The organism is Ferrovibrio sp. (assembly GCF_019636075.1).
GTDB lineage: Bacteria > Pseudomonadota > Alphaproteobacteria > Ferrovibrionales > Ferrovibrionaceae > Ferrovibrio.
The window spans coordinates 20,557-42,706 of the sequence record NZ_JAHBYG010000016.1 but is presented as its reverse complement, the minus strand read 5'-3'; the positions used below and the strand labels follow the sequence as shown (position 1 = coordinate 42,706).

Sequence of the window (22,150 nt, the reverse complement as noted above, 5' to 3'; positions counted from 1 at the left end):
AGACTTCAGTTACGTTGTTTCAAGAGTCCGCCGTGATGAAAGCCGGCAGCAATTGCCGCGCGATAATCATGGCCGGTTCGAGATGATGGGTGTCGTAGGCGCCAGGGCGATCCAGAATATTGACCGTGCCCAGAACATGGCCGCCATACACCACCGGCAGATTGATCACAGAGCCAAGGCCAAGGCCGGCAATGGTTTCATGATCGGGAAAATACGGCGCGAAATCCGCCACCTGGCGGCCCAAAAACGGCTGCTGCTGTTTGCGGACCCGCTCGTTGAACGCATTGGGCAGAACGGCCTTGCGGCCCCCGACGGGATACACATCCGGATTGGTGGAATACAGCCGTTCCACCTCGCGTCCGCCCTTCAACATCTGCGTAGCAGTGTAGAGCCGATGACCAGCCACCTTGGCCAAGGCCGCGCCCACGGCTTCGAACAGCGGCTGCGGCTGGCCGGGCTGCGCCCAGGATTTCTGGATATCGAGAACGAGTTCGGCAATCTGGCTCATGGATGAAATCCTTGGGTATTTTCGTTACTGCGAAAAACCGGCACCGTACCAACCCAGATCACCGCCGTGGGGACGGCACCGCGATTGCCATAGGAATGCGGTGTATCGCCACGGAAATGGCAGGTATCGCCCGGCCCCAGGGTTACGGTTTCGCCATCAATGGTCTGCTCCAATTCGCCGGCCAGCACATACAGCCATTCCTCGCCGGCATGGGCGATGGTTTCAGCGCTATAGCCCGGCGGCACATGGATGATCACGGCATCCATCTGCTGGCCCGGAAATACGGTGGACAAACGCTCGTAGCGCAGGCCCGATTCTTCCACGCCGAATTGCGCCCGCTGATGCGCCCGGGTGATGGCGCCGGCGGTGGAACTGACATGCACGAAGGTGGAAACCGGCACATTCAGGGCGGCGGCAATCCCGGCCAGACTGCCCAGCGAAGGCGTAGCCAGGCCACGCTCGACCAGAGACAGGAAAGCCGGCGACAATCTTGCCTTTTTGCTTACCTGGGTAAGGGTGAGTTTGCGCTTCTGCCGCTCCTGCCTGATCATCAGGCCGATGCTGGAAACCATGGAATCCGTGCCGGAGGCCAGTTCGGCTGGCTCATCATGATCGGCAAAATCCTTGGCATCGCGCTCCATGGCGTCCTTATAATGCATTTTTAAACAAACTTAAATTTTTTTAGTCTGATAAAAATTCAGTGATAATCGGACCGAGACGGGAAATTTCCTGCCCTCTCGCAAAGACACCGGTGAATCCCGATTCGTAGCCGCTTGTTGCTGCTGAAAGCCGCCGTTTTCCGTGCCCAAGGCTGCTTGCGACCGGCCCACGATCCTGGCCAATCGAGAAGCCGCCGTGCCATAGTGGCTGCCCTGTTTCGCCTGTTCATTTCGGACCTTGAAACCGCCGCATGCCTATTCGCTACGACCAGATTGCCGAACGCCTGCGGGCTTATCGCCTGGGCAAGGGGCTGAGTTCGGATGAAGTGGCGCAACAACTCGGCCTGTCGCGCGCCGCCGTCTACCGGATGGAGAAAGGCGAACTCATCAAGATCGAAACGCTGGAGCGAGTGTCTGAATTGCTCGGCGTGTCGCTGGCTTCGCTGCTGGATGCCGGCGTGGAATACCACAGCAACGCGGTCAGCTTCCTGGAACGCATGCGACAGATCGAGCAAACCTCGGAACGCGTGCTGGCGCATTACGAGCCGATCTCCTTCCTGCTGACCACCGATGCCTATAACGACCATCTACGGCAGATGATGATGGAAACCATGCCGCCTTCGGCCTCACGCGCCGAATTCAAGCGGCAGGTGGATGATGTGCTGAGCATCCTGCTGGAACGCAAACAATCGGTGCGGCAGCGCCAGCCGAATATCGCCAGCGTGATCGGCCTGCTGGAAATCGAGCGCTTCCTGCGACTGGGCCTGGTTGGGCGACTGGACTTGCCGCCTGCCATACAGCGCCAGCGCCGCAAGGCTGCCGCCGTGGAGGTGGAACGCATTGCCGATGTAATGGAACAGGAGCCGGTGGGTGTGCAGATCGGCTTGGTGGAAGGCGTGCTGCCCAGCCAGACCTTCCAGATTTTCCGCCGGCCTGAAGGCGCGCTGGTCTCGGTGAGCCCTTATCGCCTGGGTGAATTGCCCAATATCAATACCGGCGTGGCCACTGTAACTGCCGCCGCCGAGGCCGTGGCGCTGCATGAAGCGATGTTCCGCCAGCTCTGGAGCCAGGCTGTGCGTGGGTCGGTTGGTGCCAATATCCTGCGCAAGCTGATCCGCAAGATCGAAGCCTAGCGCAAGCGCCGCTATCCGCGCCTTGCGCTGGCGCGCTGCTCGATGCTCAGCATGATCACGGTGACCACGATCAATGCCACCGCCACACAGGCAATCGCCGGATCGAGATTCTCGCTCAGGCCCTCCCACATCTTGCGCGGCAGGGTGTGAACCGCACGGCTAGACACAAACAACGTGACCACCACTTCATCCCAGGAATGCAGAAAGGCGAAAATCGCGGCCGATATCAGCCCGGTCTTGATATTGGGCAAGATCACCGACACCGCCGTGCGCAACAAACCGGCCCCCAGGCTGCGCGCGGCCCGCACCAGAGCGATATCCACATATTCAAGATTGGTGCTGATCGCCACGAACACGAACGGCACCGAACCTACGGTGTGCACCATGATTACGCCGATCAAAGTGTCGTATAGCCCGATCTCGACGAACACACGGTACACACCAAGCGCATAGATGATCGATGGGATCACCAGCGGCAGCAGATTCACCACCCGGAAAAGACCCACCTTGCCCTGCTTTGCACTGCCATGGCCAAGCATCCAGCAGCCGATAGCGCTGAACACGCCCAGAAACAGCGCCAGAAAAGTAGAGGCCACGCCGATCAGCAGGCTTTGCAAAGCCGAACCCAGCCATTCGCGGCTGTTGAAAACGGTTTCGTAATGCTGCAGCGAAATTCCATCCACGGGCAGAGACAACATACGCTGATCGGTAAGCGATACCGGTATCACCACAGCCAGAGGGGCTATCAGGTAGACCAGCGCCAATACGGCGCAAAGCCGCAACAGAAGTGTGGGCAATTGCGCCTTCATGCTCCCCCCTGCCGCAATACGGTAAGTTTGCGGAAGGCAAACACGAAAAGCAGAACCACCACCAGCAGCGTAGTGGCCAGCATCGTACCAAGGCCCCAGCGCAAGGTTTCGGTGATCTGTACGCTGATATATTCGGCCACCATCACCACCTTGCCGCCACCGAGCACGATGGGCGTGATGTAAAAGCCGATACTGATGATGAAAACCAGAATCATCGCGGCGCCGATGCCTGGCAAGGTCAGCGGAAAGAAGATGCGCCAAAAGGCAGGCCAAGATGTCGCGCCCAGGGAACGGGCCGCCTGATTGAGCCGCGGATCTATGCCGCGCATGGCGGAATAGATCGGCAGCGTGGCGTAGGGCACCATCACATGTACCATGCCGATCAGCACGCCAAGTTCGTTGCGGATCAAAGCCGCCGGCCGATCAAGCAGCCCTATCTGGATCAGCCAAGCATTGAGCAAGCCGTTATTCTGCAGCAGCACCACCCAGGAAAACGCCCGCACCAGAACGGATGTCCATAGCGGAAACATCAAACAGAAAACGATGATGCGCAATTCCACCGGCCCGGCCATATGCATGCGATAGGCCAGCACATAACCGATGATCACCGATATCAGCATGGTGAGCACGGCAATGCGGATCGTGGTGAGAAACACCCGGCGGAGAGCTGGATTTTCCACCAACAGCATATAATTGCCCAGGCCCGGCTGCGGATCGGAAACGCTGATCATCAGCACTTTCAACACCGGATAGATGAATAATCCGCCGACAAACAAAAAGGCCGGCAGAAGGAAGAGCAGGATTATCCTGGCCTCCAGTGAGCGCAGCAGCGTGTTCATTGCGCGCCGTCATCAGGCAGCAGAAAACCCGCCGATGCGCTCCAGGAAAGCTTTACACGTTCGCCTATGCGCGGCATCGCATGCAGACCACCGGTATCCAGCCGAACATTCAGCAGGCCCAGATCGGTGCGGACCGCAGCACCGATATCCGCGCCGCGATAACTGAGATCGACAATCTCGCCAGCCACGACATTGGCATCGCCATCCACACCATGGCCATTCACCAGGCGGATGCGTTCGGGCCGGAGGGCAAGCACCATGCGGTTATTGGAAGTATTGCCGGGCAGCGGCGCGTGCTGGCTATGCCGCAGGTTTTGGCCTGCCGCCTGCAAGGTCATGGCATCCGGTGCGCCGGAAGCCGCCTGAACCGGAATGAAATTGCTCTTCCCCAGGAATTCCGCCACGAAGCGGCTGGCCGGTGCATTATACAGCGTGGCTGGATCGGCGAATTGCTCCAGCCGGCCATTGTTGATGATCGCCACGCTGTCGGAAAGCTCCAACGCCTCATCCTGGTCATGCGTTACCAGGATGAAGGTCATTCCCACTGCCTTGTGTAAATGACGCAGTTCCTCGCGCAGACTGTCGCGCAAGCTCTTGTCCAAGGCGCTCAGCGGCTCGTCCAGCAACACCAGGCTGGGATCGAAAACCAATGCGCGCGCCAGGGCAACGCGCTGCTGCTGACCGCCCGATAACTCGCGCGGATAGCGTTCGGCATAGGGCTGCAACTGCACCAATTCCAGCGCCTGCTTCACCTTCTTTTCGATATCGGCCTTGCTCAAACCGCGCATACGCAGCGGAAAGGCAACGTTTTCGTGCACCCGCAGATGCGGAAACAGCGCATAGCCCTGGAACACAATGCCGAAATTGCGTTTCTCAGCGGAAACATCCAGCAGCGAACGCCCCTCCAGCCGAATATCGCCGGAAGTAGGCGCCACGAAACCTGCAACATTGAGCAACAACGTGCTCTTGCCCGAGCCAGATGGCCCGAGAATGGTGGTGAAACTGCCTTTATTGATCGAAAACGAAACATCCGTCAGCGCATGGGCCGAGCCGTACGTTTTGCTCAGGTGAAGTATATCGAGCACCTTGCCCCCAACGCTTCAAATCCGCCGCGGCAATCCTGCCCGGCCCACACTGACGCGATAATCGATTCCAACGCTGTTTACGACAGGACCGTGTCGATGAACTGGTTGAGCGTGGCAGCTGCATTGGCAGCATACCAGTTGGGGTCCGTAATCACCATGCGCTTCATATTTTCGGGCGAAGACGGATTGATCTGCGCCAGTTCCGGCGGGATCATCGCCACCGCAGCAGGATTGACCGGGCCATTGCCCATCTGCTTGAGCATTTCGATCTGTGATTCCGGATTCAGCGTGGCATCGATCAACTTCCAAACCCGCTTGCCGCCCGGATTGCCCTTCGGCACGATCCAATTCGACACCCAGAAGATGCCCTGATTGAAGGTGAAGTCCACCGTGCCATTGGTGTCGCGCTTCAACAGCACGGCGCGGGTATGCGCCAGGCAGCCCATGGTGGCTTCGCCATCGCGCAACAGCTTGTAGCTATCGGCATGGCTGCTCCAGAAGGTGACGCGATCCTTGATCTGCTTCACCTTGGCGAAAGCACGCTTCACATCGATAGGATAAATCTTGTCGATCGGCACGCCATCGGCCATCAACGCGGCTTCCAGGGTGCTGTCGGTATGCCGGCGCAGGGTGCGGCCGCCAGGAAAATCCTTCAGATTCCAGAAATCCGCCCAGGTTTCCGGTTTGCGCCCGCCAAAGGCGTCGGTCCTGAAGGTGAGCACATTGGCAAAACTGTAATTGCCCACGCCCCAGCGATTGGCAAAGCCGGGCAGGGTCTTGTTCTTGTCGACGATGCTGTAATCCACCTCTTCCAGCAAACCGACCGGGCCGAGTTCGAGTGAGCTTTGGGAGGCACGATCGCACATATCCCAGATCACGCGGTTGGCATCCACCATGGCCTTGATCTTGCCATTGGTGGGGCCGGAAGAATCGATTTTCACGCTCTCATTGGGATTCGCGGCCAAGAAAGGCTGCACATAGGCGGTATCCATCGCCTTCACGGAATCGCCGCCCCAATTGGCCAGCACCAAATCCGGTTCTTTCGCATTCACAGATGTGAGGCTGACAAAGGCCGGCGACAGGCCCAACGCGGCCAGTGCAGCGGTGAATGCGCGCCGGCTCACGGTTTTGCCATCGGTGGCGCGTTGAAGCTCGAGAATATCGCTTTCAAGATCACTCAGGTGGCGTCGCATTCTTTTCCCCTCTGCCCTGCTGTATCCGGCCTGCTGTATCCGGGATGCTTTGGCTGGATGTTTCTGCTGTCTATGTAACGGCCCCGCAGCATGGTTCCGAGGGGTCATCACAGTTCGTATCAAAATTGAGATATCTCTCTTTTCCTGTCAAATGTTTTTCTTATCGTTGATATAACAAGTTCGAAATTGCTCAATAATCCCTTTATATTCGGCAATATGTCTAAGATTTCGGCGCTTGGCTATTTTTTCTGCAAATTCTAATTTTTGAGAAAAAACTGTTGACTTACGCATCGCGGCGCAGAATTCTGGGGCCGCCGGAAGAGCGCAGAGCTTCGCCCGGCTATATCCGTGGATGCCGGGCCGGTGCCTAAGCATCGGAAATTCAAGACGGTATGGGCGAATGAGCAGTCAGTCGAAAGCGATTCTGATCACTGCAGGTAGAGTATACGACCACTTCGACACGTCGGACCGCCCTGCCCGTGCCGATATCCTGATCCTTGGCGACCGTATCGAGGCGGTGGAGCCCAACCTCGCTGAAAAGCTGGGAGGCGCTGCCGGCCCGCAGGTTTTCGGCGCGCCGGTGGAAACCGTGATCGATGCCAGTGACCGCCTTGTGCTGCCTGGCTTGGTGAATGCCCATTATCATTCGCATGATACGCTGCTGAAAGGCTGCTTCGAGACCATTCCGCGCGAAACCTGGCTGCTCAATGCCCTGCCGCCGAATTACAGCCGGCGCAGCCCGGCCGAGATTCGTGCGCGCACTCTGCTTGGCGCCGTGGAATGCCTGCGCGCCGGGATCACCACGGTGCAGGACATGCTCACCCTGGCACCGCTGGATCCCCAGGATATCGAGGTGGTATTGCAGGCCTATGAGGATGCGGGCATACGCTGCGTACTCGGCCTGCAAACCGGCGATGTGCACGGCGCCAAGGTGACGCCATTCTGGGATGAAATCTTTCCCGAGGCTGTGGCCAATGGCCTGAGCGGTGTGGTGGTGAATGATTCGGGCGCGCTTGCCCTGGCCGAGGAATTGCGCCGTATCCACGAGCGCTTTTCAGGCCGCAAGGAAACCATCAGTTGGGGGCTGGCCCCTTCCAGCCCGGAACGTTGCTCGCCGGCCTTCCTGCGCGCTCTGGCACAACTGGCCACCGATATGAATCTGCCGGTGTTTACCCATATCTACGAATCACGCGCCACCACGCTGATTGCGCGGCAGAAATTCGCTCAATGGGGCGGTTCGCTGGTTTCCTATCTCGCTGCCCATGACATGCTGGGCGCGCGCACCAGCCTGGCTCATGGCGTATGGATGCTGCCCTATGAGATCGACATGGTGGCCGAAGCCGGCGCCAGCGTTGTGCTGAATCCGGTGGGCAATCTGAAAACCCGCAGCGGCGTGGCGCCTGCCGCGCAATATCTGGCGGCTGGAATCAATCTCGGCCTGGGTTGCGACAACAATTCCTGCTCTGATGCGCAAAATCTGTTTCAGGCCATGAAGGCCCTGGCCGGTTTGGCTGCGGTGAGCAATGTGGAAGCCGAGCGGCCCACCGCGCGCGATGCCTTGCTCGCAGCTACTGCCGGCGGCGCCCGTGCGCTTGGGCTGGCTAACGCTGTCGGCGCCATCCGGCCCGGCCTGAAAGCCGACCTGACGCTGCTGCGCCTGGATGACCCGTCTTTCATGCCGTTCAACAATGCCGCCCGACAGGTGGTGTTCAGCGAATGCGGTCGTGCGGTGGATACCGTGCTGGTGAATGGCCGTATCCTGGTGCGCGATGGTCGCTGCATAAGCGTGAATGAATCCCAATTGCGCGATCAGGTGGAAGACGCCATGGCGGCCCTGCGGGAAGAAATCGCCAGCGTATCCGCCCGCACCGAAACCTTGCGACCGCAATTGTCGGAAGCGCATCGGCGCACCTGGGATGCGCCTTTGGAAGTTCATCGCTATGTCGGCAACGACACCCCCGCCTTCACTGTTGCTGCGGGCAAGATCAACTAAGATAACCAGGGAGAATCGCATGCTTGGTCAACCCACCCAAACCAAACTGGCGGCCTTCAACGAAGTGCCGATCGTCGATATCAGCGGCGCCGGCGATCCGCAGCAGCGGCCCGCCTTGGTGAAACAGGTGATATCCGTGGCCGAGGAAGTGGGTTTCATGTATGTGGTTGGCCATGGTATCGGCAACGATATCCTCGATGGCATTTTCGATATGAGCCGAAGCTTCTTCGACCTGCCCGATGTCGAAAAGCGCAAGATTCATATCACAAAATCGCGCGAATATCGCGGCTATCTTGGCCTGCTGGAAAAAGGCAATACCGACCCCACCTTCAAAGGCAACAACCTGGAAGCCTTCCATTGCTCGGTGGAACTGAGCGCTGATGATCCGGATGTGAAGGCCGGCAAGCCGTTGCGCGGGCCGAATCTCTGGCCCGATGCTCCGGCCGGATTCCGCGATATCGTCTATTCCTATTACGACCGCACCTTCAAGGTGGGCACCACCTTGCTGGAATTATTCGCCGAAGGCCTGGGCCAGCCCAGCGATTTCTTTACCCGGCATTATCAGCACAGCCTGGCCCAACTGCGCCTGTTGCGCTATGCCCAGATAGACGATCCGAAGGTGGAATTGCTGGCCCGCTCGCATTGCGACACGGGCATGATCACCATCCTGTCGCAGGACGATACGGGCGGGCTGCAGGTGCTGAACAAGGCCGGCGAATGGATCGCTGCGCCGCCGGTGCGCGGTGCCTATATCATCAATATCGGCAACACGCTGCAATTTTGGAGCGGCGGCCGCTTTTCTTCCACCAATCACCGGGTAGCCAATCGCGGCGGCGTACCGCGCTTCTCGATCCCGTTCTTCATGACCCCGGATTTCGACACCGTGGTGCGGCCGTTGGGCCAAGAGAACGATCCAAGTGCGCCGACCTTCCATGTGGGCGATGAAATGATGGCCACCTATCGCCGCATCTGGCCGTCGGCTGCGGATTGACGCTATAAAAAACAACGGCGCGCCAGGATTGCTCCGGGCGCGCCGCCGCGTGAAATGTATCCCTAATCTTAGGCCAGATCGAAACGATCCAGGGTCATCACCTTGGCCCAGGCCTGCACGAAATCCTGCACGAATTTCTCGCCGGCATCGGCGCTGCCATAAACTTCGGCAAGGGCCCGCAACTGCGAATTCGAGCCGAACAGCAGATCGACCCGGGTTCCGGTCCACTTGACCGTACCGGTCTTGCGATCACGCCCCTCGAATAACTCCTGTCCATCCGCCGCAGCCGGCTTCCACTCGGTCGCCATATCCAGCAGATTGACGAAGAAGTCGTTGCTCAGCACTTCAGGCCGCTTGGTGAAAACACCATGTTTGCTCTTGCCGGCATTGGCGCCCAGCACACGCAAGCCCCCCACCAGCACCGTCATTTCCGGCGCGGTAAGGGTAAGCAATTGCGCCTTGTCGATGAGCAATTCCTCAGCCGATATGCTGTACTTGCCCTTCACGTAATTGCGGAAACCGTCGGCAATCGGTTCCAGCACCGCAAAGGCCTCAACATCGGTCTGCTCAAGCGCGGCATCGGTACGGCCCGGCGCGAAGGGAACCGTGACCGAATATCCTGCCGCTTTGGCGGCCTGCTCTACGGCGGCAGAACCACCCAGCACGATCAGATCGGCCAGGGATACCTTTTTGCCACCGGTTTGCGCGGTATTGAAAGCAGCCTGAACCTCCTCCAGCGCCTTCAACACCTTGGCCAACTGAGCCGGCTGATTCACCGCCCAGTCTTTTTGCGGGGCCAGACGAATGCGCGCGCCATTCGCACCACCGCGCTTGTCGGAACCACGGAAGGTGGAAGCCGAAGCCCAAGCCGTGGCGACCAGTTCGGAAACCGAAAGGCCGGATGACAGCAGCTTTGCCTTAAGGGCCGCGATATCGGCATCATCGATCAGCTTGTGATCGACGGCGGGCACCGGATCCTGCCAGATCAATTCCTCCGCCGGCACTTCCGGGCCGAGATAGCGTGCGCGCGGCCCCATATCGCGGTGCGTCAGTTTGAACCAGGCCCGGGCAAAGGCATCCGCGAACTGATCCGGGTTTTCCATGAAGCGACGCGAAATCTTTTCGTAGGCCGGATCGAAACGCAGCGAAAGATCGGTGGTGAGCATCGCTGGCGCATGGCGCTTGGACGCATCATGGGCATCAGGCACCGTGCCGGCACCGCTGCCATGTTTCGGTTTCCATTGATGGGCGCCGGCCGGGCTCTTGGTCAATTCCCATTCATAACCGAACAGATTCCAGAAAAAATTGCCGCTCCATTTGGTTGGCGTCGTTGTCCAGGTCACCTCAAGGCCGCTGGTGATGGTGTCTCCGCCCTTGCCCGAGCCGAAGCTGCTCTTCCAGCCCAAGCCCTGTTCCTCGATGCCCGCGGCTTCCGGCTCCGGCCCAACATGGCTTGCCGGACCGGCGCCATGGGTTTTACCGAAAGTGTGGCCACCAGCAATCAGCGCCACGGTTTCCTCGTCATCCATCGCCATGCGGGCGAAGGTTTCGCGGATATCCTTGGCCGCGGCAACCGGATCAGGATTGCCATTCGGGCCTTCTGGATTCACATAGATAAGGCCCATCTGCACAGCGGCCAGCGGGTTCTCCAGGTCACGATCCCCGGAATAGCGTTTGTCGTCGAGCCATTTGCTTTCCTTGCCCCAATACACATCGCGATCCGGCTCCCACACATCTTCGCGGCCGCCGCCAAAGCCGAAGGTTTTGAACCCCATGCTTTCCAGCGCCACATTGCCGGCGAGGATCATCAGATCGGCCCAGGAAATCTTGCGGCCATATTTCTGCTTGATAGGCCATAACAGGCGTCGCGCCTTGTCCAGGCTTACATTGTCTGGCCAGGAATTGAGCGGAGCGAAACGCTGCTGCCCACGGCCACCACCACCACGGCCATCGCCGGTGCGATAGGTTCCGGCGCTATGCCAGGCCATGCGAATGAATAGCGGCCCATAATGCCCGAAATCCGCCGGCCACCAATCCTGCGATTGGGTCATCAGGTCTTTCAGATCTTTCTTCAGAGCTTGGTAATCAAGGCTTTTAAACGCCTTGGCATAATTGAAATCCTGCCCCATCGGGTCGGACTTTGAGGAATGCTGATGCAGCAAATCCAGCTTCAACTGATTGGGCCACCAATCCTGATTTGTCGTGCCGCCACCGGCAGGCGGATGGAACGGGCATTTAGCTTCGGTAGACATGGGGCTTTCTCCCTCGCTGGCCAGAGTTTATTTTAGAACTATTCTAAAGTTATTGCACTTTCCCACCAAGGCAATAGGATAGGCAAACAAAAACGCGTCCCTTTCAGCGCCTTCCGCTATACCGGATCCGGAAGCAGCAGAGCCTGTGCTGTGCCGTCTGTGCACGGCACCTATGGGCAGCATGATACAAAGCCGACAGGGCAAATCCATGATGCTTGAGTATAACGAAACCGTGCTCAGGTATGCGTCTGGTGCGAATGCTGATGCGTAGGGCACAGCTTTCATTGCGTATGATTGCCTAGCGCATCTATCACCAACAAAAGGACTTGCCCGCTTGCCCGGATTTTTTTGTTCCAATCCTGCCCGTCCGGATATACTTTATATCTAAAGTATTTTCTCCGTCGCGCAGATTGGAAGGCCATGTCGGATTTCCGCTTCCCGGATTGGCGCAGCCTTGATCAGGCCAGGCTTGACCATGAATATTCGCCGAGCCGGATTGCCAAGGATTTCCATGGCGACCTCGCACGCTATGCCGCGCAAACGGCACAAGCACGCCAGACCGGCATCTGCCTTGAACGCGCCTATGGCAAAGCCCCGCGCCAGTTGCTCGATATCTATCTGCCACCCACCCCAAGCAGCAGCGCAGCGCCGATCCATGTGTTTATCCATGGCGGCTTCTGGCAGGATCTGAACAAGGATTATGCCGGCTTTGCCGCCCCCGCTTTCACCCGCGAAGGGATGATTTTCATTGCTGTGAACTACACCCTGGCACCGCAGGCCAGTCTGGCTGCCATCACGGCCGAGATTCGCCAGGCAATGGATTGGATCCTGGCACAGGCAACCACGCTCAATGGCGATAGACAGCGCATCGTGGTATCCGGCCATTCGGCTGGCGGCTATCTGGCAGCATCGTTGATTGCCGGCAGTCTGGCCGAAACGCGAGGCCCCGCCCCCATTGCCGGCCTGCTGCCGATCAGCGGCGTGTTCGATCTGCCGCCGATTGCCGCTTGTTATGTGAATAAGGCACTGGGGCTGGATGCAGCCGAAGCGACGCGGCTGGACCTGATGCAGGCGAAGCCCTTGCTGGATATCCCGGTGCATTTCGCCGTGGGTCAGGATGAATCCGCCGAGTTCCGCCGCCACAGCCAGGCTTTGCATGCCGCCTGGGCGCCGCAACTGCGGCAATCTGTTTGCGACCTGCGCCCCGGCCGCGACCATTTCGATATTCTGTTCGAACTTTCCACGCCGGGCGCTCCGTTGCATCGTGCCGCCATGGCCCTGATTTCGTGAGGATGATATGATCTTGCTCAAAGATGCCGAAGCCCTGGATGCCAAGGATCCGCTAGCATCTTTCCGCACTCGTTTTGCCCTACCGCAAAATACGATCTACCTGGATGGCAATTCCCTGGGTGTGCTGCCCAAGGGCGTTACCGAGCGTGTGGCCGGCACCATCGCCGGCGAATGGGGGCAGGATTTAATCGCAAGTTGGAACAAAGCCGGCTGGATTTCGCTGCCATTGGCGGTGGGCGACATGATCGCGCCGTTGATCGGCGCCGATGCAGGCGATGTGGTGGTGGGCGATTCCACCTCGGTGAATTTGTTCAAATGCCTGAGCGCCGCATTCGCCGCCCAATCCGCGCAACCGGGGCAAAACCGCAAGGTAATCGTTTCGGAAGCGGAAAACTTCCCCACCGATAATTACATCATCCAAGGCGCGGCCAAGCTGCTTGGCGCGGAAATCCGCTATACCGCACCGGGCGCATCGCCCATCCCGCTGATCGACGGGCAGACCGCCGTTGTATTGCTCACGCATGTGAATTACCGCACGGCGGCGATGTATGACATGGCAGCCATCACCAAGGCCGCCCATGACAATGGCGCTTTGATGATCTGGGATCTATCGCATTCCACCGGCGCCGTGTCGCTCAACCTGAAGGCCTGCGATGTCGATTTCGCCGTGGGCTGCAGTTATAAATACCTGAATGGCGGGCCGGGCGCGCCGGCTTTCACTTATGCACCCAAGCGCATCGCCAACACACTCACACAGCCGTTGAGCGGCTGGATGGGCCACAAAAACCCGTTTGCCTTCGTGCTGGATTACGAGCCGGGCGACGCCATCAAACGCTTTTTGTGCGGCACACCGCAGGTGTTGAGCCTGGTGGCATTGCAAGCCGCGCTGGCGCTGTGGCGCGATGTGGATATGGCAACACTGCGGGCGAAATCCTTAAGCCTGACCAGCTTATTCATGGATCTGGTGGCGCAGGAATGCGGCCGGTTCGGTCTGAAAATCGTAACCCCCAGAGACCCGGCCCGGCGCGGCAGCCATGTATCCCTGCGTTTCGAGCATGGCTATCAGGTGATGCGGGCCATGGCCGATCGCGGCGTGGTGGGCGATTTTCGCGCACCCGATCTGATGCGCTTCGGCTTTACGCCGCTTTACATCTCCCATGCCGAAACCTTCGAGGCCGTGCAGCGGCTGAAAGCTGTACTGGAAAGCGGCGCCTGGCAGGATGAAAAATATCAAACCCGCCTTGCGGTAACCTGAGAGCTATTTCTCCGGCAAACGCGCCTCGGGCGAAACCACGCGCTCCTCGGGGAACAGGCCCTGCGGGCGATACAACAACATGCCCACCAGGATGATACCCACCAGCACAACGCGGGCCGATGCCACCTGGTTTTTCAACACGGCCGGCAATATTGCTCCCAGGATGGTTTCGGTAACGGTCCATAGGCCCCAAATCAAAAGGCTGCCCACGATGGCCCCTTTGTTGTTGCCATTGCCGCCCACGATCAGCATCACAAAAACCTGGAAAGTGAAAATCGGCAGCATGTCTTGCGGGCTGACAAAACCGGTGAAGCTGGCATAAAGCGCCCCGGAAAGCCCCATCAGCATCGAGCCAAGCACGAAGGATTGCAGGCGGAAGCTGAAAGCATTTTTGCCCAGGGCGCCGGCGGCTTCTTCATCCTCGCGGATCGCCCGCAGCACCCGGCCCCAGGGCGAGCGCAGCATGCGTTCCAGCGCCCAGTAAATCAGGCCGACCAGGAAGATCACGATACCGAGGAAAACCAGGTTGTTGCCCAGCGGCGTGCCCGGCCAGCCGGCAAAGGGCTTGGGGATGCCGAACAGACCATCGAAGCCGCGGGTTACGCTTTTCCAATTCATTGCCAGCAGCTGAATGCAAATGGCGATGCCGAAAGTGCCGATAGCCAGAAAATCATGGCGCAATCGTATAGTCGGCACCCCCACGATCAACGCAAAAAGGCCCGAAAGCAGCATGGCACCGAGCCAGCCGACAGGCACCGGCAAGCCGAAACCGCCCAGTGCATCGGGATAATGCGGCCCGGTAAGAAACGCAGTTGCATAAGCGCCCACGCCGAAAAAGCCGACAATGCCCACGCTCATCAGCCCGGTGAAACCCCATTGCAGATTCAGGCCAAGCGTGCTGATCGAATAGATACCGGCAATGATCAGGAAAAACACGATATAGGAGAAGAGATCCATCATTCCTTCTCCCCGAACAGACCTTGCGGGCGGAACATCAACACCACGATCACGGCAAGGAATGATACCGCCTGGCGATATTCGGCTGCGAAATATTTCACCGTGATGCTTTCCGCTACGCCGATCAGGATCGCGCCCAAAATGGCGCCATAGATATTGGTCATGCCGCCAACGATCAGCGCGGCGAACATCGGGAGCAAAAGCTCGAAACCGAAAAACGGCTGCATGCCGATAGCCATGCCAAACAGCACGCCGCCGATGGCGGCAAGCCCGGCCCCTATCAGCCAGGTCCAGCGGATCACGCCATCCACATCGATGCCATTCACCCGCGCCAGCGAAGGATTTTCGGCAACAGCGCGCATCGCCTTGCCCAGTCGCGTGCGGCTGAGAAAGAGATGCAGCCCAACCACCATAACGGCAGTAACACCAAGCACCACAAGTTCATTCGGCGTGATGCGTATGCCCCAAAAGCGAATCGCCGGCTGGATGGCAAAACTGTAATAGACCGGATCTGGGCCGAAAAACATCACCACAATATGGCGCAGCATCAATGCCACGCCGAAAGAGGCGATGATCAGCGTGATGCGCGACGATCCCTTGCGGCGCAACTGGCCATAAATCGCGCGATCCAGAATTTGTGCCAACAGGCCAGTCAGTATCGCAGCAAAAAAGGTGGCAACAATAAGCGGCCAGCCGAAAGTGAGTACGCCGATGCTGCCCGCCGTGCCTATCACCAACACCACCACAAGGCCGAAATAAGCCCCGATGGTGAGGTGGTCGCCATGAGCGAAGCTTGGAAAATTCAGAATATTGTAAATCAGCGACAGGCCGATCACGCCCAGCGCAATGAAGGAGGCGGCGACCAGCCCATCGACCAGAACCTGTATCATGATGCAAGCCTCGTATGCGCACCCAGGTACAGCGCGCCAACTTCCGGGCTGGTTAAAAGATCGCTGGCCGCGCCGGCAAAGCGCTGCTGGCCCTCGGCAAGCACATAGCCACGATCGGAAATCGCCAAGGCTGCCTTGGCATTCTGCTCCACCATCAAGATGCCAATGCCCTGGCTGCGGATTTCTATCAGTTTGGCGAACAGGATTTCCGTCATCTTCGGCGAAAGTCCGGCCGATGGTTCATCCAGCATCAGCACTTGCGGCCCCGCCATCAGCGCGCGGCCAACCGCCACCATCTGGCGCTGGCCGCCGGAAAGCTTGCCAGCCGCCAATTTGCGAAATCGCGCCAGATCGGGAAACAGCGTGAAAATCTGATCCAGCCTGTCGGGCGGCAGCTTCTCGGCGGCAAACCCGCCCAATTCCAGATTCTCTTGCACCGAAAGCCGCACAAACACATTGCCGGTCTGCGGCACATAGGCCAGGCCTTCACGCACCAACAAATGGGTTTTGCGACCGGTGATGTCCTTACCCTGCAAGAACACCTTGCCGGACTGGATCGGCACCAGCCCGACTATCGCCTTGATCATGGTGGATTTGCCGGCACCATTAGGCCCCAGCACCGTAACAATCTCATTGGCTCGCAATTCGACCGAAACGCCGCGCAAAATCGGCATGCCGGGCACATAGCCGGCAACCACATCCTGAATGCTGAGGGGCAGTTGCTCACTCATGCAGGCACCCCGCCCAAATAGGCATCCAAGACGCGCGGATCGCGCTGCACTTCGGCCGGCTCGCCCTGCATCAGCAGCTTGCCGGCTGCCAACACCACCACGGGCCGGCACAGATTCATCACCAAGTCCATGTTATGCTCGATGATAAGAAAGGTGATGCCGCGCTGATTGAGCGCTGCGATACGTTCGGCGATCTCGCCCAGCAAGGTGGGGTTCACTCCCGCACCAGGCTCATCAAGCAACAGCATCTTGGGATCTGACATCAGCGCCCGACCGATCTCCAAAAGTTTCTGCTGACCGCCGGAAAGAATACGGGCCGGTTCGTTGGCCAGCCGCGTGAGACCGACAAAATCGAGAATATCGCGGGCCTTGTCGCGATTCCGGCGCTCTTCCGCGCGCACCGCCGCCGGCCGGAACCAGGTATTCCAGAAATGCTCGCCCAATTGCCCCTTAGGCACCAGCATCATGTTTTCCAGCACCGACATTTCGCCGAACGGCCGCGGAATCTGGAAAGTGCGCACGAGGCCACGGGCAAAAATGCGATAATGCGGCAAATGATCGATGCGTTCGCCATCGAAGCGAATTTCACCCGCCGTGGGGCGATAAGCGCCGGCCAGCAAATTGAACAAGGTGGTCTTGCCCGCGCCATTTGGGCCGATCAGACCGGTAATGGTGCCGCGCGCGATGGAAAAGGACACATCATCAACGGCGCGCAAGCCGCCGAATTCCTTCACCACGCCAACGAGTTCCAGCATCGCGCGCGCCGCCTTAGTTAATTTGTCGCCATCGCTTTTATCGCCGCGCCGGGCCGCCAAATACCCCCTGGCCAAGCCCGACCGTCTTTGGTAGGATATCTTTGATCAAAGATCATCGCAAGATGAAATTACCGCCGCGCGCGGACCGGCATCAAGCGGTGGCAGCAACAAGCAAGGCGGTGAAGCATGGCCGTTCTGTCCAGCCTTTCGACTGCAGATCTGGGCGTTACCCCAATCCAGCGTGAAACCGTGCAGGACCGCATTCATCGCCAGTTGCGCGACCTTCTGATGCGCGGGCGTTTTCAGCCTGGCCAGCCGCTGAAAATCCAGGAGATGGCCGATCTGTTCGGCACCAGCACCCAGCCTGTGCGCGAAGCGATTCGCCAATTGGTGGCCGAGAATGCATTGGAAGCCCTGCCCAACCGTTCGGCCCGGGTGCCGATCTTCGACCGCGAGCGGCTGGACGACCTGCGCCGCGCCCGCATCGCCATCGAAGGTCTGGCCGCCGAACTAGCCACCACGCGGGCCACCAAGGCCGATATAAAGATGCTGGAATCCCTGGTGGATGAGGAAACCGCCGCAGACGATGCCGATCAGGCGGAATTGAGCGTGGCGCAGAATCAGCGTTTTCACTTCGCGCTCTATCGCATGTCGGGATCCAACGTGCTGCTGCCGATCATCGAAGGGCTATGGCTGCAGATTGGCCCCTTCATCCGTAAATCCGCGGAATATTTCGATGCCCGCGGCGGTCGCGGTGCGGAATTCCATGTAGCGGCGCTTTCGGCTATCAAGCGGCGTGATGCCGCCCGCGTGCGCCGCGCGCTGGAAGCCGATATCAACCGCTCCTGCGATATTGCGCGGGATGCCATGTTTCCCGATGAACGCGCAGCCTGAGGCAACAGCATGAGCTATGGCGAGATCAAAGGCGAGATCGAAGATGCCTTCGAACTCTACGATCTGCGGGTGGAAGTGGTGGCTCCGCCGGGTGCGAAGCTGATGTGCAACAGCGAGGTTGGCGATTATTTCGAGGTGCGCGGAGAATTGCTGCATTTCCCCCAAGGCAAGGGATTCAGCATGTATAACCTCGCCGCCATCATCCCGATGCTGCCGGCGAAACAGCGCCCTACCCACAAGAATGATTGGATGACCACCGATGCCGAGGTGGCCTGCCCCGATCCCAATTGCCCAAGCCGCTTTCGCATCACGCGGCTGGGCAAGCGGCGCTTCAGCCATGCCGAAACCACTTTCGTGCCATTGCCGCAAGACTGAACACCACACGATTTCGCGTTATCCCGGAGGATTGAACTTTGTCACAGGTTGAACGCATCGAACTGACCCCGGGCTACACCATGTCTCGCCTGCTGAAAGGCGGCTGGCACCTTGCCGGTGGCCATGGCCAGGTTGATCGCAGCCAAGCAATCAAGGATATGGCTGCTTTCGTGGAAGCCGGCATCACCAGCTTTGATTGCGCCGACCATTATATCGGCGTGGAGGAATTGATCGGCGATTTCCGCCGGGATTATCCCAGTCTGGCACCGCTGGTGCAGGTGCATACCAAATTCGTGCCCGATCTTAGCGCCCTGGCTAGCATGAACCGCCAGAGCGTTGTTTCGATCATCGACCGCTCGCTGAAACGGCTGCGCGTGGAACAGCTCGATCTGGTGCAATATTTCTGGTGGGATTGGAATGTGAAGGGGGCGGTGGAAACCGCCCTGGTACTGAAAGAATTGCAGCAGGAAGGCAAGATCGCACGCATTGGCGTAACCAACTTCAACACGGATTATCTGGCCGAACTGGTGGATGCCGGCGTGCCCGTTGTGGCCAACCAGATTCAGTATTCGCTGGTCGATCGCCGCCCCGATTGGAAAATGAACGCCTATTGCCAGGCGCACGGCATCAAGATTCTGACTTATGGCCATCTGCTGGGCGGCTTCTTCTCGGAGGATTGGCTGGGCAAGCCGGAACCGAAAGGCCCCTTCGAAAACCGCTCCTGGACCAAATACAAACTGATCATCGACGAATTCGGCGAATGGTCGCTGTTCCAGGAACTGCTGGCAGCCCTGCAGCGCGTCGGCCAACGCCATGGCGTGGGCATCGGCGAAGTGGCTGTGCGCTGGGTGCTGGATCGCCCCAATGTGGCCGGCTGCATCATAGGCGCCACATCCACCCGGCATCTGGCGCGCAACCTGAAGATTTTCGATTTCGCGCTTAGCCGCGAAGACCGTGCCGAACTAGCGCTGGTAACCGACAATCGCCGCGGCCCGCCCGGCGATTGCTATCAGCTCGAGAATGATCGCAACGGCCCCCATGGCCGCATCATGCGCTACAATCAGAATGAGATTAATCAAAAGCCGGCAGCCTAAGACCGGCGCATCGTCGGGGAACAGCCCAGATTCAACCAGTCGAAAAACACCGCAAGAAACAGGAATGGAGGCTTAAGATGATCAACAAACGGCATATGATGCTGGCGGCATTCGCCGCAGCAGGATTGAGTGTCAGCGCGCCTGCCCTGGCATGCCCGGCCAAGATCGGCGCCACATTGTCGATGACCGGCAGCTACTCCACCTTCGGCATTCCGATCAACAACGCGGCACAGCTCGCCGTGGAACGCCTGGCCGAAGCCGGCTGGAAAGTGGGCGATTGTGCCAAGCTGGAATATGTGGTGCGCGACGACCAGACCCAACCTTCCGTAGGTGTGGATGCCGCCCGCCGCCTGGTGGACCTGGATGGCGTGAGCGCCATTGTCGGCCCGATCAGCTCCGGCGTCACCGGCCCGATCCTCTCCTCGGTTACCGTGGAGAAGAACGTGCTGATGATTCCGGCCGCCTCCTCCTCGCCCACCTTCACTGAGATGGCACGTCAGGGCAAACTGAATGGCCTGTTCTTCCGCGTGCAGCCATCCGATGCATTGCAGGCCGTGGCTGCTGCCAAAGCCGCCATCGAAGCCGGCCACAAGAAGATGGCCGTGGTGAATCTGAACAACGATTGGGGCAACAATCTCTCCAAGCAGTTCATCGCCACCTATAAGGCACTGGGCGGCACCGTCACCGGCCAAGTAACCTACAATGCCGAACAGCCCAGCTATCGCGCCGAAGTGAACAAGTCGCTGGAAGGCTCGCCGGACAGTCTGTATCTCGCCGCCTCGGTGATCGATGGCAGCAAGATCATGCGCGACTGGCTGGCACTCGGCGGCCCGCAGAAATTCATTTTCCCGCTGGGTCTGAATGATCAGAAGTTCATCGACCAGATCGGCGAACAATATCTGAAGAACGCGCTGTTCATGACGCCAGGCTCGCCCTCGCCGAATTCCGCAACGATCTATCGTGAGGTCTATGAAAAGCGCTGGAATTCCTCTGGCGTGGGTCCGGGGCGCGATTCCGGCTATGATGCCGCGTCCCTGATCGGCCTGGCCATGCTGGCGGCCAAGGATTACAAGGACGGCAAGAAGATTGCCGCCGCCTTGCCAAAGGTGACAGATCCCAAGGGCGAAGCCATCACGCTGAGCCCTGATGACCTGAAGAAGGCCGTCAAACTGCTCTCGGAAGGCAAGACCATCCGCTATATCGGCGCCACCGGAGCGATGAGCTTCGACCAGTATGGCGATGTCAGCACGCCCTTCGTGGGCTGGGCTGTTGAAGGCGGCAAGTTAGTGCAGAAAAAAGATATCAGCGCGCAGGACGTGGCCGATACCAAGGCCAAGACCGGCACCTGATAGATCCACTGAACAAACGGGCCGGTACAAGCCGGCCCGTTTTTTATTGCCGCCATGATACCGCAGATCATACTCAAACCCGGCCTTGCCATTCCCCGCCTGATACGCGGCACATGGCAGATGCATGAACGTGCCGGCAAACTTGATGAAGCTGCATTATTCGCCGAGTTGCTAGCCGGATACGACCTTGGCTTCACCGCGATAGAAGCCTCCGACAGCTATGCCGGCGTGGAAGAAACGCTCGGCCGTTTCCGTTCGTATCTGCTGCAAAAGCGCGGCAAGGAAGCCCTGCAAAACCTGCGCATTCATACCCGCGTAACGCAATCCGGCGCGGCAACCTTGTCTAGCCACGATATCGCGGCCTCCATCAAGCGCTCGCTGGCAAGGCTGGGGCTTCAGCAATTGCCCCTGGTGCAATTGCAATGGTGGAATCTGGCCCTGCCCGGCTGGCGCGAAGCCGCCGCAACATTGGGGCGCTTGCAACAACAAGGCGTGATTGCCGATATCGGCCTGACCAACTTCCCTACTCCACAGATGCAGCAGTTACTGCAGGATGGCATCCCTGTTCTATCCAATCAGGTGCAGATTTCATTGCTTGATCCGCGCGCCGGCAATGGTTTGGCCCAGGCCTGTCAGCAAAGCGGCGTCAATCTGTTTGGCTATGGTCCGCTGGCCGGCGGTTTTTTAAGCGAAGCCTGGTTGGGGCAACCTGACCCTGGCCTAGAACCCAAAGCCGAAAAACCATTCGGCAAGGTTTACCGGCAATTGATTGAGCGCTTCGGCGGCTGGGATTGGTTGCAAACCCTGCTGCAGACCCTGCATCGCTGCGCCGAAAGCAGACACACCGATATTGCCAGTATTGCCCTGGCCTGGAGTTTGCGAAGCAGCGGAGTGACAGCACTGCTGGTGGGCATGTCGTCGCCCCAACGGGCCGCGATTTATGCAAAAGCCGCCCATCTTGGCCTTGATGATCGGGATATTGCGGCCATCGCAGTCATTCTTGCGCAGCGCGGACCTATATCGGGCGATGTGGCCGATATCGAACGCAGCGAAATGCTGGCTGCTATCCAAGCCAGCTATCAAGGTTCTTGAGCCGAT

Annotated in this window: 21 protein-coding genes; 10 read left to right on the top strand and 11 right to left on the bottom strand. The window is 58.9% G+C overall.

The annotated features are described in order from the left end of the window. Positions 1–19 precede the first annotated feature (19 nt). Both KF827_RS09025 and KF827_RS09020 read right to left on the bottom strand, forming a co-directional pair. Positions 20–508, bottom strand: a complete 489-nt coding sequence (locus KF827_RS09025; RefSeq protein ID WP_291003721.1) for a GAF domain-containing protein — start codon at positions 506–508, stop codon at positions 20–22. Further along, the gene (locus KF827_RS09020; RefSeq protein ID WP_291003718.1) at positions 505–1,167 is read right to left on the bottom strand and encodes an XRE family transcriptional regulator; all 663 of its coding nucleotides are present in this window, start codon (positions 1,165–1,167) and stop codon (positions 505–507) included. The genes KF827_RS09025 and KF827_RS09020 overlap by 4 nt, the downstream gene beginning before the upstream one ends. Positions 1,168–1,418: 251 nt before the next feature. Here KF827_RS09020 and KF827_RS09015 point away from each other — a divergent pair, with 251 nt between their 5' ends. Then, complete coding sequence (locus tag KF827_RS09015) at positions 1,419–2,300, top strand: helix-turn-helix transcriptional regulator (protein ID WP_291003714.1); 882 nt, start codon at positions 1,419–1,421, stop codon at positions 2,298–2,300. An 11-nt stretch (positions 2,301–2,311) separates the two neighbouring features. Here the strand turns inward: KF827_RS09015 and KF827_RS09010 are convergent, their stop codons facing one another. From KF827_RS09010 to KF827_RS08995, 4 genes are all read right to left on the bottom strand, one after another. Then, positions 2,312–3,109, bottom strand: a complete 798-nt coding sequence (locus KF827_RS09010; protein WP_291003711.1) for an ABC transporter permease — start codon at positions 3,107–3,109, stop codon at positions 2,312–2,314. Beyond that, positions 3,106–3,948, bottom strand: coding sequence for an ABC transporter permease (locus KF827_RS09005; RefSeq protein ID WP_291003708.1), 843 nt, complete (start codon positions 3,946–3,948; stop codon positions 3,106–3,108). The genes KF827_RS09010 and KF827_RS09005 overlap by 4 nt, the downstream gene beginning before the upstream one ends. Continuing rightward, entirely contained in the window at positions 3,945–5,033 is a 1,089-nt protein-coding gene (locus KF827_RS09000; RefSeq protein ID WP_291003705.1) for an ABC transporter ATP-binding protein, read from the bottom strand. Before KF827_RS09000 ends, KF827_RS09005 begins: the two co-directional genes overlap by 4 nt. Before the next feature lie 77 nt (positions 5,034–5,110). Next, positions 5,111–6,226: an extracellular solute-binding protein gene (locus KF827_RS08995; RefSeq protein WP_291003702.1), complete on the bottom strand. Its 1,116-nt coding sequence runs from the start codon at positions 6,224–6,226 to the stop codon at positions 5,111–5,113. Between the two features lie 400 nt (positions 6,227–6,626). On the opposite strand from KF827_RS08995, the gene KF827_RS08990 reads away from it, so the two are divergent. Further along, positions 6,627–8,219, top strand: coding sequence for an amidohydrolase family protein (locus KF827_RS08990; RefSeq protein WP_291003699.1), 1,593 nt, complete (start codon positions 6,627–6,629; stop codon positions 8,217–8,219). A 19-nt stretch (positions 8,220–8,238) separates the two neighbouring features. Continuing rightward, positions 8,239–9,210, top strand: a complete 972-nt coding sequence (locus KF827_RS08985) for a 2-oxoglutarate and iron-dependent oxygenase domain-containing protein (protein WP_291003696.1) — start codon at positions 8,239–8,241, stop codon at positions 9,208–9,210. Positions 9,211–9,278: 68 nt separating this feature from the next. On the opposite strand, the gene katG is transcribed toward KF827_RS08985, so the two are convergent. Further along, positions 9,279–11,462, bottom strand: coding sequence for a catalase/peroxidase HPI (katG, locus tag KF827_RS08980; RefSeq protein ID WP_291003693.1), 2,184 nt, complete (start codon positions 11,460–11,462; stop codon positions 9,279–9,281). A 420-nt stretch (positions 11,463–11,882) separates the two neighbouring features. Here katG and KF827_RS08975 point away from each other — a divergent pair, with 420 nt between their 5' ends. Together KF827_RS08975 and kynU are read left to right on the top strand one after the other, a co-directional pair. Continuing rightward, positions 11,883–12,752 carry an alpha/beta hydrolase gene (locus KF827_RS08975; RefSeq protein ID WP_291003690.1) on the top strand — a complete coding sequence of 290 codons (870 nt, stop codon included), beginning with the start codon at positions 11,883–11,885 and terminating at the stop codon, positions 12,750–12,752. A 7-nt stretch (positions 12,753–12,759) separates the two neighbouring features. After that, positions 12,760–14,007 carry a kynureninase gene (gene kynU / locus KF827_RS08970; protein ID WP_291003687.1) on the top strand — a complete coding sequence of 416 codons (1,248 nt, stop codon included), beginning with the start codon at positions 12,760–12,762 and terminating at the stop codon, positions 14,005–14,007. A 3-nt stretch (positions 14,008–14,010) separates the two neighbouring features. On the opposite strand, the gene KF827_RS08965 is transcribed toward kynU, so the two are convergent. The 4 genes from KF827_RS08965 to KF827_RS08950 are packed head-to-tail and all read right to left on the bottom strand — an operon-like array spanning position 14,011 to position 17,340. Next, positions 14,011–14,967, bottom strand: a complete 957-nt coding sequence (locus KF827_RS08965) for a branched-chain amino acid ABC transporter permease (protein WP_291003684.1) — start codon at positions 14,965–14,967, stop codon at positions 14,011–14,013. Further along, positions 14,964–15,854, bottom strand: coding sequence for a branched-chain amino acid ABC transporter permease (locus KF827_RS08960; protein WP_291003681.1), 891 nt, complete (start codon positions 15,852–15,854; stop codon positions 14,964–14,966). The genes KF827_RS08965 and KF827_RS08960 overlap by 4 nt, the downstream gene beginning before the upstream one ends. After that, positions 15,851–16,585: an ABC transporter ATP-binding protein gene (locus KF827_RS08955; protein WP_291003678.1), complete on the bottom strand. Its 735-nt coding sequence runs from the start codon at positions 16,583–16,585 to the stop codon at positions 15,851–15,853. The genes KF827_RS08960 and KF827_RS08955 overlap by 4 nt, the downstream gene beginning before the upstream one ends. Continuing rightward, positions 16,582–17,340, bottom strand: coding sequence for an ABC transporter ATP-binding protein (locus KF827_RS08950; protein ID WP_291003675.1), 759 nt, complete (start codon positions 17,338–17,340; stop codon positions 16,582–16,584). The genes KF827_RS08955 and KF827_RS08950 overlap by 4 nt, the downstream gene beginning before the upstream one ends. A 186-nt stretch (positions 17,341–17,526) precedes the next feature. On the opposite strand from KF827_RS08950, the gene KF827_RS08945 reads away from it, so the two are divergent. From KF827_RS08945 to KF827_RS08925, 5 genes are all read left to right on the top strand, one after another. Then, positions 17,527–18,234, top strand: coding sequence for a GntR family transcriptional regulator (locus KF827_RS08945; RefSeq protein ID WP_291003668.1), 708 nt, complete (start codon positions 17,527–17,529; stop codon positions 18,232–18,234). Between the two features lie 9 nt (positions 18,235–18,243). Further along, positions 18,244–18,609 carry a TIGR04076 family protein gene (locus tag KF827_RS08940; RefSeq protein ID WP_291003664.1) on the top strand — a complete coding sequence of 122 codons (366 nt, stop codon included), beginning with the start codon at positions 18,244–18,246 and terminating at the stop codon, positions 18,607–18,609. 38 nt (positions 18,610–18,647) lie between these two features. Continuing rightward, positions 18,648–19,703 carry an aldo/keto reductase gene (locus tag KF827_RS08935; protein ID WP_291003661.1) on the top strand — a complete coding sequence of 352 codons (1,056 nt, stop codon included), beginning with the start codon at positions 18,648–18,650 and terminating at the stop codon, positions 19,701–19,703. Positions 19,704–19,780: 77 nt separating this feature from the next. After that, positions 19,781–21,052, top strand: coding sequence for an ABC transporter substrate-binding protein (locus KF827_RS08930; RefSeq protein WP_291003659.1), 1,272 nt, complete (start codon positions 19,781–19,783; stop codon positions 21,050–21,052). Positions 21,053–21,106: 54 nt separating this feature from the next. Further along, positions 21,107–22,144 (top strand): aldo/keto reductase, encoded by a 1,038-nt coding sequence (locus KF827_RS08925; protein ID WP_291003656.1) that lies wholly within the window; start codon positions 21,107–21,109, stop codon positions 22,142–22,144. Positions 22,145–22,150 lie beyond the last annotated feature (6 nt).

Bases quoted from the DNA above. Each gene is read 5' to 3' on its own strand.
- KF827_RS08940 (WP_291003664.1), top strand. From the start codon at position 18,244: ATGAGCTATGGCGAGATCAAAGGCGAGATCGAAGATGCCTTCGAACTC.
- KF827_RS09005 (WP_291003708.1), bottom strand. From the start codon at position 3,948: ATGAACACGCTGCTGCGCTCACTGGAGGCCAGGATAATCCTGCTCTTC.
- KF827_RS08950 (WP_291003675.1), bottom strand. From the start codon at position 17,340: ATGCTGGAACTCGTTGGCGTGGTGAAGGAATTCGGCGGCTTGCGCGCC.
- KF827_RS09015 (WP_291003714.1), top strand. From the start codon at position 1,419: ATGCCTATTCGCTACGACCAGATTGCCGAACGCCTGCGGGCTTATCGC.
- KF827_RS08925 (WP_291003656.1), top strand. From the start codon at position 21,107: ATGATACCGCAGATCATACTCAAACCCGGCCTTGCCATTCCCCGCCTG.
- KF827_RS08990 (WP_291003699.1), top strand. From the start codon at position 6,627: ATGAGCAGTCAGTCGAAAGCGATTCTGATCACTGCAGGTAGAGTATAC.
- KF827_RS08960 (WP_291003681.1), bottom strand. From the start codon at position 15,854: ATGATACAGGTTCTGGTCGATGGGCTGGTCGCCGCCTCCTTCATTGCG.
- kynU (WP_291003687.1), top strand. From the start codon at position 12,760: ATGATCTTGCTCAAAGATGCCGAAGCCCTGGATGCCAAGGATCCGCTA.
- KF827_RS08965 (WP_291003684.1), bottom strand. From the start codon at position 14,967: ATGATGGATCTCTTCTCCTATATCGTGTTTTTCCTGATCATTGCCGGT.
- KF827_RS08975 (WP_291003690.1), top strand. From the start codon at position 11,883: ATGTCGGATTTCCGCTTCCCGGATTGGCGCAGCCTTGATCAGGCCAGG.
- KF827_RS09020 (WP_291003718.1), bottom strand. From the start codon at position 1,167: ATGCATTATAAGGACGCCATGGAGCGCGATGCCAAGGATTTTGCCGAT.
- KF827_RS08955 (WP_291003678.1), bottom strand. From the start codon at position 16,585: ATGAGTGAGCAACTGCCCCTCAGCATTCAGGATGTGGTTGCCGGCTAT.
- KF827_RS08930 (WP_291003659.1), top strand. From the start codon at position 19,781: ATGATCAACAAACGGCATATGATGCTGGCGGCATTCGCCGCAGCAGGA.
- KF827_RS09025 (WP_291003721.1), bottom strand. From the start codon at position 508: ATGAGCCAGATTGCCGAACTCGTTCTCGATATCCAGAAATCCTGGGCG.
- KF827_RS08945 (WP_291003668.1), top strand. From the start codon at position 17,527: ATGGCCGTTCTGTCCAGCCTTTCGACTGCAGATCTGGGCGTTACCCCA.
- katG (WP_291003693.1), bottom strand. From the start codon at position 11,462: ATGTCTACCGAAGCTAAATGCCCGTTCCATCCGCCTGCCGGTGGCGGC.
- KF827_RS09010 (WP_291003711.1), bottom strand. From the start codon at position 3,109: ATGAAGGCGCAATTGCCCACACTTCTGTTGCGGCTTTGCGCCGTATTG.
- KF827_RS08985 (WP_291003696.1), top strand. From the start codon at position 8,239: ATGCTTGGTCAACCCACCCAAACCAAACTGGCGGCCTTCAACGAAGTG.
- KF827_RS08995 (WP_291003702.1), bottom strand. From the start codon at position 6,226: ATGCGACGCCACCTGAGTGATCTTGAAAGCGATATTCTCGAGCTTCAA.